The sequence below is a fragment of the Streptomyces sp. PTL18 genome (assembly GCF_059510295.1).
In genome coordinates, this window is record NZ_JCAJZO010000013.1 from 62,170 (window position 1) to 74,510 (window position 12,341).

The following is a 12,341-nucleotide window of genomic DNA, read 5'->3' on the forward strand; positions in this document are numbered from 1 at the left end:
CGTGCTGACGTCCTCCTCGTCGCCGGTGCCCCGGCTGGTCGTTGCCGCGCCTTCCTCGGGCAGCGGCAAGACCACCGTCGCCACGGGGCTGATGGCCGCGTTCGCCGGGCGCGGGCTCGCCGTGTCCCCGCACAAGGTCGGGCCGGACTACATCGACCCCGGGTATCACGCGCTCGCCACCGGGCGCGTGGGACGCAACCTCGACGCGTACCTGTGCGGTCCGGAGCTCGTCGCTCCGCTGTTCCTGCACGGCGCGCGCGGGTGCGACCTCGCCGTGGTCGAGGGTGTGATGGGGCTGTACGACGGGGCCGCCGGCGAGGGCGAACTGGCGTCCACCGCGCAGGTGGCGAAGGTGCTGCGGGCGCCGGTGGTGCTCGTCGTCGACGCGTCGTCGCAGTCGCGGTCGGTGGCGGCGCTGGTGCACGGGTTCGCCTCGTGGGATCCGGAGGTGCGGGTCGGGGGCGTGATCCTGAACAAGGTCGGGTCCGATCGGCACGAGGAGCTGCTCCGGGAGGCGCTCGATGCGGCCGGGGTGCCGGTCCTGGGGGTACTGCGGCGGGCTCCGCAGGTCGACACGCCGTCGCGTCACCTGGGGCTGGTGCCGGTCGCCGAGCGGCGGGCCGAGGCGGTGGAGGCCGTTGCGGGCATGGGCGCGCAGGTGGCTGCCGGGTGCGACTTGGAGGCGTTGCTGGGGCTGGCTCGGGGGGCGGGTGCGCTGCCGGGCACGGCGTGGGACGCGGCCGAGGTCCGTCCTCGAGCGCCGGACGGGCCGGAGGGTGCCGACCAGGGTTCCGGGGCACCGGTGGTCGCCGTTGCCGGCGGGGCGGCCTTCACCTTCTCCTACGCCGAACACGCCGAGCTGCTCGCCGCCGCCGGCGCCGAAGTCGTCACCTTCGACCCCCTGCGGGACGAGCGACTGCCCGACGGCACCCGCGGCCTGGTCATCGGCGGCGGCTTCCCGGAGGTGTACGCCTCCGAGCTGTCCGCCAACGAGCCGTTGCGCAAAGCCGTCGCCGAACTGGCGCTCGATGGTGCGCCCGTCGCCGCCGAGTGCGCCGGGCTGCTGTACCTGTGCCGGGAGTTGGACGGGCAGCCCATGTGCGGGGTGCTGGACGCCACCGCCCGGATGAGCGAGCGGCTCACCCTCGGCTACCGCGACGCCGTGGCCGTGGGCGACAGTGTGCTCGCCGCGGCCGGGACCCGGATGCGGGGGCACGAGTTCCACCGGACCGTCGTCGAGCCCGGCGCGGGGGCGGCTCCCGCCTGGGGAGTACGCGCTCCTTTGCGGCGCATGGAAGGTTTTGTGCAGCAAGGGGTGCACGCGAGTTATCTGCACACGCACTGGGCCGCCGAGCCCGGTGTGGCCCGTCGGTTCGTGGAGAGGTGCCGGACGTCATGAGCAGCAGGCTGACCGGAGTCGGGGTGGGCCCCGGCGACCCCGAGCTGGTGACCGTCAAGGGCGTCAACGCTCTGCGGGCCGCCGATGTCGTCGTCGTACCCGTGATGGACACGGGTGAGCGGGGGCGCGCGGAGGCGACCGTGCTGCACTACGTGTCCGAGGAGAAGGTCGTCCGCGTCGTCTTCGCGCTCAACGAGCGTACCGACCGGGCGCGACGCGAGGCCGCCTGGGACGCCGCCGGGGAGCGGGTCGCCGGGCTGCTTCGGCGGCATGCGGCCGTCGCGTTCGCCACCATCGGCGACCCCAACGTGTACTCGACGTTCACGTACCTCGCGCAGACCGTGCAGGAGCTCGTGCCGGGGACCGTGGTCGAGACCGTGCCCGGTATCACCGCCATGCAGGACCTGGCCGCCCGGTCGGGGGCCGTGCTGACCGAGGGCACCGAACCGCTCACGCTGGTGCCCGTGACCGCCGGTTCGGCCGTGCTCAAGGACGCGCTCGCCGGACCCGGCACCGTCGTCGCGTACAAGTTCGGGCGACAGGCGCGGGAGGTCGCCGAGGCGCTGCGGGAGACCGGGCGCATCGAGGACGCCGTGTGGGGGGCCGCGCTCGGGCTCCCGGAGGAGTCCATCCGCCCGGCCGCCGACCTCGACGGTTCGCTGCCCTACCTCTCCACCCTCATCGCGCCCGCCCGGCGCGACGGCACCCGCGGCGGCAAACTGTGACCGGCGGCGGATCAGCCCGCGAGGCCCACCACCAGCCAGATGAACGCGGTGCCCGCGACCGTGCACAGCAGGGTCGAGCGGGCGGGGTGCTCGTGGTGGGCCTCCGGCAGGATCTCGGCCGCGGCGAGGTAGAGCAGTACACCGCCGAAGAGGCCGAGGTAGCCGCCGAGGAACCACTCCGGGATGGCGACGAACGCGGTCGAGGCCGCGCCCAGCACGGGCGCCAGCGCGTCCGCGACCAGCATCGCGACCGCCTTGCGGCGCGCGTTGCCGTACAGGCTGGTGAGGGTGAACGTGTTGAAGCCGTCCGCGAAGTCGTGGGCGATGACGGCCACCGCCACCGCCAGTCCCATGCCGCCGCCCACCTGGAAGGCCGCACCGATCGCCACGCCGTCCATGGCGCTGTGGCCCACCATGGCGGCCGCCGCCGTGAGGCCCACCTCGGGCGCGCGCTGGTGATCGTGCTCCCCCGCGCCGTGGGCCGCCCGGCGCGCGGCCAGCAGCCGCTCCACCAGGTGGGCCAGCAGGAAGCCGCCCACGAACAGCAGCAGGGCCGCCGGCACGCCGAACACCTGGGTGCCCGCCGCGCGCAGTGCCTCCGGCAGCAGGTCGAGGCCGACCACACCGAGCATCAGTCCGCCGGCCAGGCCCAGGACCAGATGGCGACGGTCGGTCACGTGCTGTGCCGTCCAGCCGCCGGCCAGCGTCATCAGGAACGCGCCGAGCGCGACGAAGACCGCCATGTGCCCTTGCTATCCGATCGGGCCCCCATCGCGCACATCCGGCCCCGACTCCACCCCCGCACATCGTGACATTCCGTACGAGAGGACCTGAACCCATGGCCGATGCCCCCACCGGCAAGGTGACCTTCGTCGGTGCCGGCCCCGGCGCCGCCGACCTGCTGACGTTCCGCGCCGCGCGCGCCATCGCCGCGGCCGACGTCGTGATCTGGGCGGCCAGCCTGGTCCAGCCGGAGGTCCTGGAGCACGCGCGTGCGGACGCGGAGGTGCTGGACTCGGCCACCATGTCGCTGGAGGACGTCGTCGCCGTCTACCGGCGGGCGCACACGGAGGGACTGGAGGTCGCCCGTATCCACTCCGGCGACCCCGCCCTGTGGGGCGGCACCCAGGAGCAGCTGGACCGGTGCGAGGAGATCGGTATCGCCACCGAGGTCGTGCCCGGTGTCTCCTCCTTCTCCGCCGTCGCCGCGCTCGCCCGGCGCGAGCTGACCATCCCCGAGGTCGCGCAGTCCGTGGTCCTCACCCGGCTCGGCGGCGGCAAGACGCCGATGCCGCCCGGCGAGGAGGTGCGCGAGTTCGCCCGGCACGGCACCACCATGGCGATCTTCCTGTCCGCGGCGCGCAGCGGGCAGCTGGTGCGGGAGCTGCTGGAGGGCGGCTATCCGACGACCACCCCCGTCGTCGTGGCCTACCAGGCGACCTGGCCGGAGGAGCTGGTCGTCACCTGCACGATCGGCACGCTGGAGGAGACCGTCAAGGAGCACAAGCTCTGGAAGCACACCCTCTTCCTGGTCGGCCCGGCACTCGACGCGCACGGCACCCGCTCGCACCTCTACCACCCCGGTCACTTCCACGGCTACCGCAAGGCCGACCCCGAGGCCCGCAAGGCCCTGCGCGCGGGGGGTGCCGGCACGTGATCACGGTCGTCGGCACGGGCACGGGGGCGCCGCTCGGCCAGGACGTCCTCGCCGGGGCGGAACTGGTGGTGGGCGGCCGCCGGCACCTGGAGGTCGCGCCGGTGCCGGACACCGCCGAGCGGATCGTCCTGGGCCCCTTGGCACCGGCACTCGACGCCGTGGAGCAGTACGTCGAGAAGGACCGGCCGGTCGTCGTGCTCGCCTCCGGTGACCCCGGTTTCTTCGGGATCGTGCGGGCACTCGCCGAGCGGTTCGGGCCCGGCCGGCTGGACGTGCGGCCCGGGGTGTCGTCGGTGGCCGGCGCCTTCGCACGGCTCGGGCTGACCTGGGACGACGCTGTGGTGGTGAGCGCGCACGGGCGCGAGATGCGCACCGCGGTGAACGTCTGCCGGGCGCATGGGAAGGTCGCCGTCCTGACCGGGCCCGGGGCCGGTCCCGCCGAACTGGGGGCCGCGCTCGCCGACGGCCCGGCCGACCGGGTCCTCGTCGTGGCGAGCGCGCTCGGCGATCCGGAGCGTGAGCGCGTGGAGCGGGTGACGCCCGCCGAGGCGGCGGAACGCGACTGGGGGGCGGCGGTGAGCGTGGTGCTGTGCCTGGACGAGGCACGGGCGCCGGGGCCCGTGCGCACGGTCGCGGGGCCGCCCCCGGGCCCCTCCGCGTGGGCCCTGGAGGAGAGCGCCTTCGCACACCGGAACTCGATGATCACCAAGTTCGAGGTGCGCGCCCTGGCGCTGGCCCGGCTCGGGCCACGGCTCGGCGATCTGGTCTGGGACATCGGCGCGGGCTCCGGCTCGGTCGCCGTCGAGTGCGCACGGCTGGGCGCCGCCGTCACCGCCGTCGAGAAGACGGCCGACGGCGTCGAGCGGATCCGCGCCAACGCGACCGCGCACGGCGTGGACGTGACGGTCGTGCACGGGGCCGCGCCCGAGGCGCTCGCCCGGCTGGCCGAACCCGACGCGGTGTTCATCGGCGGCGGAGGACGTGAACTGCCCGCCGTCGTCTCCGCGTGCGCTGCCCGGGCCCGGCGTTCGGTGGTGATCGCCATGGCCGCCGTGGACCGCGTACCGGCGGCGCGCGAGGCGCTCGTCGCCGCCGGGTTCTCCTGCGACGGCGTCCTGCTGCAGTCGTCGCGCCTTTCGCCGCTGCCGGGCGACGTGACCCGGCTCGCGGCGACCAACCCCGTCTTCCTGCTGTGGGGCACGCGGCCCCCGGCGCGTCACGAAGGAGTTCCTCAGTGATCGGCCTCATTTCCGCCACAGCGGCGGGGGCGGCTGCGCGGGACCGGCTGGCCGCGGCCTGGCCGGACCGTACGCGGGTGTACGACGGCCCCGTGAAGGACGCCGTGCGGGCCGCCTTCGCGGAGTGCGGGCAACTCGTGTGTTTCCTGGCGACGGGGGCGGTCGTACGGCTGATCGCGCCGCTGCTGGGTGAGAAGGCCGCCGACCCGGGAGTGGTGTGCGTCGACGAGGGCGGGCGGTTCGCGGTGTCCCTCGTGGGCGGGCACGCGGGCGACGCCAACGGACTCGCCCGTGCGGTCGGCGAGGTGCTGGGCGCGGAACCGGTCGTCACGACCGCCACGGACGTCGTGGGGCTGCCCGGGCTCGACACCCTCGGGTTCCCGGTGGAGGGTGATGTGGCCGCGGTCTCGCGGGCGTTGCTCGACGGGGAGCCGGTGGCGCTGGAGGCGGAGCTGAGCTGGCCGCTGCCGCCGCTGCGGGTCGCCGCAGAGGGCGCGTACACGATCCGGGTCACCGACCGCGCCGTCGAACCCGCCGAACGGGAGGTCGTGCTGCGGCCGCCCACCCTGGTCGTGGGCGTCGGCGCCTCCAGGGGTGCCCCGGTCGAGGAGGTGCTGGGGCTCGTGGAGGGCGCGCTGCGGGACGCCGGTCTCTGCGTGAGGTCGCTCGCTGAACTCGCCACCGTCGACGCCAAGGCGGAGGAGCCCGGCATCGTCGAGGCGGCGCGGCGGCTCGGCGTTCCGCTCGTGACGTACGCGGCCGAGGAACTGGCGAAGGTCGACGTGCCGAACCCGTCCGAGGCACCGCTCGCCGCCGTCGGCACGCCGTCCGTGGCGGAGGCCGCCGCGCTGGTGGGCGGAGGTGAACTCCTCGTGCCCAAACGGAAGTCGGCCATGGCCACCTGCGCCGTCGTGCGCCGGCCGGGGCGCGGGCGGCTCGCGGTCGTCGGGCTCGGGCCGGGTGCCCGGGACCTGCTGACACCGCGCGCGAAGGCGGAGTTGCGGCGCGCGTCCGTGCTCGTCGGGCTCGACCAGTACGTCGACCAGATCCGGGACCTGCTGCGGCCCGGTACCCGGATCCTGGAGTCGGGGCTCGGCGCCGAGGAGGAGCGGGCCCGCACCGCGGTCGCCGAGGCCCGCCGCGGCCACGCGGTGGCGCTGATCGGCAGCGGGGACGCCGGGGTGTACGCGATGGCCTCGCCCGCGCTCGCGGAGGCGTCCGACGACATCGACGTGGTCGGGGTGCCCGGCGTCACGGCGGCACTCGCGGCCGGGGCGATCCTCGGCGCACCGCTCGGTCACGACCATGTGTCGATCAGCCTCTCCGACCTGCACACGCCGTGGGAGGTCATCGAGCGGCGGGTGCGGGCCGCGGCCGAGGCCGACCTGGTCGTGACCTTCTACAACCCCCGCTCCCGGGGCCGCGACTGGCAGCTGCCGAAGGCGCTCGCGATCCTCGCCGGTCACCGGGAGCCGACGACACCGGTCGGTGTCGTCCGCAACGCGTCGCGGCCCGACGAGTCCGGTCGTCTGACGACCCTGGCCGAACTGGACCCGGCGACGGTCGACATGATGACGGTCGTGACCGTGGGCAACACGGCGACCCGTGAGATCGCGGGCCGCATGGTCACGCCGCGCGGATACCGCTGGCAGGAGGAGGGGCAGTGAACCGTGTGGTGCACCCGATCGAGCAGGAGTCCTTCCGGCGGCTGCGCGCCCGCCTCGACACCTCGCACTTCCCGCCGCTGACCCGGGCGGTGGTGGAGCGGGTCATCCACTCCGCCGCCGACCTCGACTACGCCACCGACCTCGTCATGGACGAGGGCGCGCTGGAGAAGGCGCACGTGGCGCTGCACTCCGGCGCGCCGGTGGTGGTGGACGTGGAGATGGTGGCCGCCGGGATCACCCGGCGTGAGACCGTCTGCCGTCTGAAGGACGCCGGGTCCGGTCCCGGCATGACGCGGTCGGCGCACGCGATCCGGCTGGCGTACGAGGACGTCGGCCCGGGCGCCCTGTGGGTGATCGGGTGCGCGCCGACCGCCCTGGAGGAGCTGCTGAAGCTGGACGCCTCCCCCGCGCTCGTCATCGGCCTGCCCGTCGGTTTCGTCGGCGCGGCCGAGTCCAAGGCCGCGCTGCGCGAGAGCGGGCTGCCCGCCGTGAGCAACGTGTCCGAGAAGGGCGGTTCGGCGGTCGCCGCCGCCGCGCTCAACGCCCTGCTGTACCAACCCCTTCCGAAGTTCGAGGAGACCCTGTGACCACCCCGCCGCCCGCCCTGCTCATCGCCGGACACGGCACCCGGGACGAGGCCGGAGCCGAGGCGTTCCGCGACTTCGTACGTCAGCTGGGGCGCCGCCACCCCGAGCTGCCCGTCGCGGGCGGCTTCATCGAGCTGTCGCCGCCACCGCTCGGCGAGGCCGTCGCCGAGCTGGTGGAGCGGGGCGTGCGACGGTTCGCCGCCGTGCCGCTGATGCTGGTGTCCGCCGGGCACGCCAAGGGGGACATCCCGGCGGCACTGGCCCGGGAGAAGGAGCGGCACCCGGGGATCTCGTACGCCTACGGGCGTCCGCTCGGCCCGCACCCGGCACTGCTGTCGGTGCTGGAGCGGCGGCTGGACGAGGCGCTGGGAGGGACGCCGGAGGACCGGGCGGACGTGACCGTGCTGCTGGTCGGGCGCGGCTCGACGGACCCCGACGCCAACGCGGAGGTGCACAAGGCGGCGCGGCTGCTGTGGGAGGGCCGCGGGTACGCGGGCGTGGAGACGGCGTTCGTGTCGCTGGCGGCGCCGGACGTGCCGAGCGGCCTGGACCGCTGCGCAAGGCTGGGCGCGCGCAGGATCGTCGTCCTCCCCTACTTCCTTTTCACGGGGATCCTGCCGGACCGGGTACGGGAGCAGGCCGAGGCCTGGGCGGCGGCTCGTCCGGAGGTCGAGGTGCGGTCGGCGGACGTCATCGGTCCGGAGCCGGAGCTGCTGGACCTGGTGATGGAGCGGTACGCGGAGGCGGTGAAGGGCGATCTGCGGATGAACTGCGACTCGTGCGTGTACCGGATCGCGCTGCCCGGCTTCGAGGACAAGGTGGGGCTGCCGCAACAGCCGCACTTCCACCCGGACGACGACGGTCACGGGCATCACCATCACGGTCATGGACACCACCACGGGGGGCACGCGCACTCTCATGCGCACTGAACGGGACGGAGCACAGCACGATCTGCGGCACCACGGGGACGCCGAGGTCCGTGACGGCGGGGCGGGGCTGACCGACCTCGCGGTGAACGTGCGCGCGGACACGCCACCGGCGTGGCTGCGGGAGGTGATCGCCGAGTCGCTGGGCGGGCTCGCGGCTTACCCGGACGGGCGGGCGGCGCGGGCGGCGGTGGCGGCGCGGCACGGGCTGCCGGCCGAGCGGGTGTTGCTGACGGCGGGGGCGGCGGAGGCGTTCGTGCTGCTCGCCCGCGCTCTGCAGGTGCGGCGGCCGGTCGTGGTGCACCCGCAGTTCACGGAGCCGGAGGCGGCGCTGCGGGCTGCCGGGCACGCGGTGGAGCGGGTGCTGCTGCGGCAGGCGGACGGCTTCCGGCTGGATCCGGCGCTGGTGCCGGAGGATGCGGACCTGGTGGTGATCGGAAACCCGACGAACCCCACGTCCGTCCTGCACCCCGCGTCGGTGATCGAGGAACTGGCCCGCCCGGAGCGGCTGCTGGTGGTCGACGAGGCGTTCATGGACGCGGTGCCGGGTGAACGGGAGGCGCTGGCGGGCCGGACGGACGTGCCGGGCCTGGTGGTGCTGCGCAGCCTGACCAAGACCTGGGGTCTGGCGGGGCTGCGCATCGGTTACGTCCTGGCCGATCCGGGGACGGTCGGGCAACTGGAGCGGGCTCAGCCGCTGTGGCCGGTGTCGTCGCCGGCGCTCGCTGCGGCTCAGGCGTGCGTGTCGCCGCGGGCGCTGGCGGAGGCGGCGCACGCGGCGCACCGGGTGGCGGCGGACCGGGCGCATCTGGTGGCGGGGCTGCGGGAGTTCGGGCCGGACGGGCTGTATGTGGCGGAGCCGGCGGAGGGGCCCTTCGTGCTGGTCCGCCTGGCACGGGCGGCGGTCGTGCGGCGGCATCTGCGGGACCTCGGCTTCGTGGTGCGCCGCGGGGACACGTTTCCGGGGCTGGACGAGGAGTGGCTGCGGCTGGCGGTACGGGACCGGGTGACGGTGAACCGTTTTCTGCAGGCACTGGACCGGGCGATGGCCCTGGCACAGGGCTGAGCGGGCGCCGGCGGGCACCGAGCCCGTCGCCGTCACCGGGGCTGGGGCCGTCTTCCGGATCAGGTGGGCTGTGAGGAACAGTGCTCGTCAGCCCGGCCGAACGGGGACTGGTGCGTGCGGCCGCAGGGCGGAGGAGGGCGGCGCCGCGACGGGTCCCCCGCGCGAGCGTGTTCGAGCGTGGGACTCGGCGAGTGACGACACCGCCGCACACGTGCGTGCAGACGCCGCGACGCCGAGCTGATCCGAAACACAGGCCCTAGGCTGGAAGAAGCCCGAGCAACAGCGCCGGAATCAGCGATCTGTGCCGCTGGGCGTCGCCGGCGGTCCCGGTGCGCGTACCGGGAGGCCGATCATGCCCTGGAATCTGAGCGGGACCTATCTGGAGAGCTGCAACTGCGACGTGGTCTGCCCGTGCACCACCTCGGGTCTGACCGCGCCCGCCGACCACGAGCGCTGCCAGGTGACCTTCGCGTTCCACGTCGACCGCGGGGAGGTCGACGGCGTGGACGTGTCGGGCCGCAACGTCACCGTCTTCGTCGACGCGCCCCAAGTGATGGCCGATGGCGGCTGGCAGGTGGCTCTGTATGTGGACGCGGCGGCCGACGACGGCCAGGCGGAGGCGCTGGGCAGGGTGTTCTCCGGTCAGGCGGGCGGGCCGATGGCGGCACTCGTCCCCCTCGTCGGAGAGGTCCTCGGCGTCGAGCGCGTCCCCATCGACCACCGGGACGACGGACGCCGTCACGCGGTGCGCGTGGCCGACGCCATCGACATCGAGATCGAGGACCAGGTCGCCCCGCAGTTCGGTGCGGACGGCCCGGTGATGGGGCTGACCGGCCTCTTCCACCCGGTGAGCAGCACGCTGACGATCGCCCGGTCCACCCGTGCGACCGGCACCGGGGTACACGGCCGGTCATGGGACTTCACCGGCGGCAACGGGCACTCGGCGCCCTTCGCGTGGTCCGCGTGACGGCAGGCGGTCCGCTCGCCGGGCGCGGCAGGCTCGGCTCCACCGGGCTGCTGCTGCTCGCGGCGGCGGTCGCCTGGGCCTGGGTGGTGGGGCGTGGGCGCGGTATGGCGGGCATGCCCGGGACGATGGGTCTGGGCCTGCCCGCCTTCCTGCTGGTGTGGACGGTGATGATGGCCGCGATGATGCTGCCCGCCACGGCGCCCGTCGCGTCCTTGTACGCGCGCACGATCCTCCGCCACCGGCTCGCGCGCGTGGTCGCCTTCACCGTCGGCTACCTGCTGGTGTGGGCCGCCGCAGGGCTGCCCGCCTACGCCCTGGCGGCCGTCGCCGGCCGGGCGGCGGGCACGCATGCGGCCGTCGCCACCGGGGTCGCCGCCGCCGTCTTCGCGGTCAACGGCGTCTACCAGCTCACTCCCCTCAAGGACCGCTGCCTGGCCAGGTGCCGTTCGCCCATCGGGCTGGTGCTGCGCTGCGCGTCGTATCCGGGGCGGTCCCGCGACCTGCGCGCGGGAGTCCACCACGGCGCCTTCTGCCTCGGCTGCTGCTGGTCGCTCATGGCGCTGCTGGCGGCGTTCGGCATGATGAACCTGTGGGCCATGGTGGGCCTGGCTGCCGTACTGAGCGCCGAGAAGCTCGCTCCTGCGGGTCCGGCGGTGGCCCGGGTCGCGGGGGTGGTCTCCCTGGCCCTGGCCATCGCCGTCGTCTGGGTCCCGGGGCTGGCACCCGGGCTGATCGGCGTCCCCCTGCAGGCCGGCTGATCGGCGTCCCCCTTCGGCGTCCCCTGCAGGCCGGCTGATCGGGACGGCAGGCCTAGCCGACGACCCGGCCGTTGAGCACGATCCGCTGCGGGGCCGCCAGTACGCGTACGTCCGTGCGCGGGTCGGTCTCGTACACCACGAGGTCGGCGGGGGCTCCCTCGTCCAGCGCCGGGCGTCCGAGCCAGGTCCGGGCGGCCCAGGTGGCCGCCGACAGCGCCTCCAGGGGCGGGATCCCGGCGGTCACCAGCTCGGCCACCTCCCCGGCGACCAGGCCATGGGCCAGCGAGCCCCCGGCGTCGGTGCCGACGTAGACCGGGACACCGGCGTCGTAGGCCGCCCGCACCGTGTCGTAGCGGCGCTCGTGCAGCCGGCGCATATGGGCCGACCAGTGCGGGAACTTCGACTCGCCGCCGTCCGCGAGCTTCGGGAACGTCGCGATGTTGACCAGGGTCGGCACGATCGCGACCCCGCGTTCCGCGAACAGCGGAATGGTCTCTTCCGTCAGCCCCGTCGCATGCTCGACGCAGTCGATCCCCGCCTCCACCAGGTCTCGCAGCGAGTCCTCGCCGAAACAGTGCGCGGTGACCCGCGCGCCGAGGCGGTGGGCCTCCGCGATCGCCGCCTCCACCGCCTCGCGCGGCCAGCAGGCCGACAGGTCACCGAGGCCCCGGTCGATCCAGTCGCCCACCAGCTTCACCCAGCCGTCGCCGCGCAGCGCCTCCCGGGCGACGTGGGCGACCAGGTCCTCCGGCTCGATCTCCCAGGCGTAGTTGCGGATGTAGCGGCGCGTGCGCGCGATGTGCCGCCCGGCCCTGATGATCTTCGGGAGATCGTCCCGGTCGTCGATCCAGCGGGTGTCCGACGGGGAACCCGCGTCCCGGATCAGCAGTGTGCCCGCGTCCCTGTCGGTCAGCGCCTGCTTCTCCGAGACGTCCTCGGGGACCGGGCCGTGCGCGTCGAGGCCGACGTGGCAGTGCGCGTCGACCAGGCCGGGCAGCACCCAGCCCTCGACGGTACGGACGTCGCGGGCGCCGGCGGGCCGGTCATAGGAGATCCGGCCGCCGACCACCCACAGCTCGTCGCGGACGTCCTCGGGTCCGGCGAGAACCCGTCCCCTCACCTGCAGCACCGCCTGATCGCTCATGTACTGCACCTTAGTGGGATTCCTTGTCAGCGAACCTGGCCGCTCTTCGGCCCGATGCCTTTGATCCTGGTCGGAGTTCCCTCCGGGGCGAACGAGTGGTGGAAGGTGAAGGCGTGCGGCGTGGAGCCGTGGTCGTGGAGGTGTCTTCGAGGACCGCTCCAACGCCGCGGCACAGCCGTTCCGGTGGAGGTTCACCACCTCCGACCC

The 12,341-nt window shown here is 74.4% G+C and carries 12 protein-coding genes and 1 pseudogene; 10 read left to right on the top strand and 3 right to left on the bottom strand.

Annotated elements, in window-relative coordinates:
- Position 1: 1 nt before the first annotated feature.
- The gene (locus AC5WS8_RS23665; protein WP_496105453.1) at positions 2–1,399 is read left to right on the top strand and encodes a cobyrinic acid a,c-diamide synthase CobB; all 1,398 of its coding nucleotides are present in this window, start codon (positions 2–4) and stop codon (positions 1,397–1,399) included.
- Positions 1,396–2,124, top strand: coding sequence for a precorrin-2 C(20)-methyltransferase (gene cobI / locus AC5WS8_RS23670; RefSeq protein ID WP_496105454.1), 729 nt, complete (start codon positions 1,396–1,398; stop codon positions 2,122–2,124). The genes AC5WS8_RS23665 and cobI overlap by 4 nt, the downstream gene beginning before the upstream one ends.
- An 11-nt stretch (positions 2,125–2,135) precedes the next feature.
- Here the strand turns inward: cobI and AC5WS8_RS23675 are convergent, their stop codons facing one another.
- The gene (locus tag AC5WS8_RS23675; protein WP_496105455.1) at positions 2,136–2,867 is read right to left on the bottom strand and encodes a ZIP family metal transporter; all 732 of its coding nucleotides are present in this window, start codon (positions 2,865–2,867) and stop codon (positions 2,136–2,138) included.
- 95 nt (positions 2,868–2,962) lie between these two features.
- On the opposite strand from AC5WS8_RS23675, the gene cobM reads away from it, so the two are divergent.
- The 8 genes from cobM to AC5WS8_RS23715 all read left to right on the top strand — a co-directional run bounded on the left by cobM (position 2,963) and on the right by AC5WS8_RS23715 (position 10,990).
- Positions 2,963–3,781: a precorrin-4 C(11)-methyltransferase gene (gene cobM / locus AC5WS8_RS23680; protein WP_496105456.1), complete on the top strand. Its 819-nt coding sequence runs from the start codon at positions 2,963–2,965 to the stop codon at positions 3,779–3,781.
- Positions 3,778–5,019, top strand: coding sequence for a precorrin-6y C5,15-methyltransferase (decarboxylating) subunit CbiE (gene cbiE / locus AC5WS8_RS23685; RefSeq protein WP_496105457.1), 1,242 nt, complete (start codon positions 3,778–3,780; stop codon positions 5,017–5,019). Before cobM ends, cbiE begins: the two co-directional genes overlap by 4 nt.
- A complete protein-coding gene (gene cobJ, locus AC5WS8_RS23690) occupies positions 5,016–6,686 on the top strand; it encodes a precorrin-3B C(17)-methyltransferase (RefSeq protein WP_496105458.1) in 1,671 nt (556 codons plus the stop codon). Before cbiE ends, cobJ begins: the two co-directional genes overlap by 4 nt.
- Positions 6,683–7,273, top strand: coding sequence for a precorrin-8X methylmutase (locus AC5WS8_RS23695; RefSeq protein WP_496105459.1), 591 nt, complete (start codon positions 6,683–6,685; stop codon positions 7,271–7,273). The genes cobJ and AC5WS8_RS23695 overlap by 4 nt, the downstream gene beginning before the upstream one ends.
- Complete coding sequence (locus tag AC5WS8_RS23700) at positions 7,270–8,202, top strand: sirohydrochlorin chelatase (protein WP_496105460.1); 933 nt, start codon at positions 7,270–7,272, stop codon at positions 8,200–8,202. Before AC5WS8_RS23695 ends, AC5WS8_RS23700 begins: the two co-directional genes overlap by 4 nt.
- Entirely contained in the window at positions 8,192–9,265 is a 1,074-nt protein-coding gene (cobC, locus tag AC5WS8_RS23705; RefSeq protein ID WP_496105573.1) for an Rv2231c family histidinol phosphate aminotransferase CobC, read from the top strand. The genes AC5WS8_RS23700 and cobC overlap by 11 nt, the downstream gene beginning before the upstream one ends.
- A gap of 352 nt (positions 9,266–9,617) precedes the next feature.
- A complete protein-coding gene (locus AC5WS8_RS23710) occupies positions 9,618–10,232 on the top strand; it encodes a DUF1326 domain-containing protein (RefSeq protein WP_496105461.1) in 615 nt (204 codons plus the stop codon).
- Positions 10,229–10,990, top strand: a complete 762-nt coding sequence (locus AC5WS8_RS23715) for a DUF2182 domain-containing protein (protein ID WP_496105462.1) — start codon at positions 10,229–10,231, stop codon at positions 10,988–10,990. Before AC5WS8_RS23710 ends, AC5WS8_RS23715 begins: the two co-directional genes overlap by 4 nt.
- A gap of 52 nt (positions 10,991–11,042) precedes the next feature.
- Here the strand turns inward: AC5WS8_RS23715 and AC5WS8_RS23720 are convergent, their stop codons facing one another.
- Both AC5WS8_RS23720 and AC5WS8_RS23725 read right to left on the bottom strand, forming a co-directional pair.
- A complete protein-coding gene (locus tag AC5WS8_RS23720; protein WP_496105463.1) occupies positions 11,043–12,134 on the bottom strand; it encodes an amidohydrolase family protein in 1,092 nt (363 codons plus the stop codon).
- A 26-nt stretch (positions 12,135–12,160) separates the two neighbouring features.
- Positions 12,161–12,277 (bottom strand): annotated as a pseudogene (locus AC5WS8_RS23725) (DUF3291 domain-containing protein); the annotation flags it as partial.
- Positions 12,278–12,341: the final 64 nt, after the last annotated feature.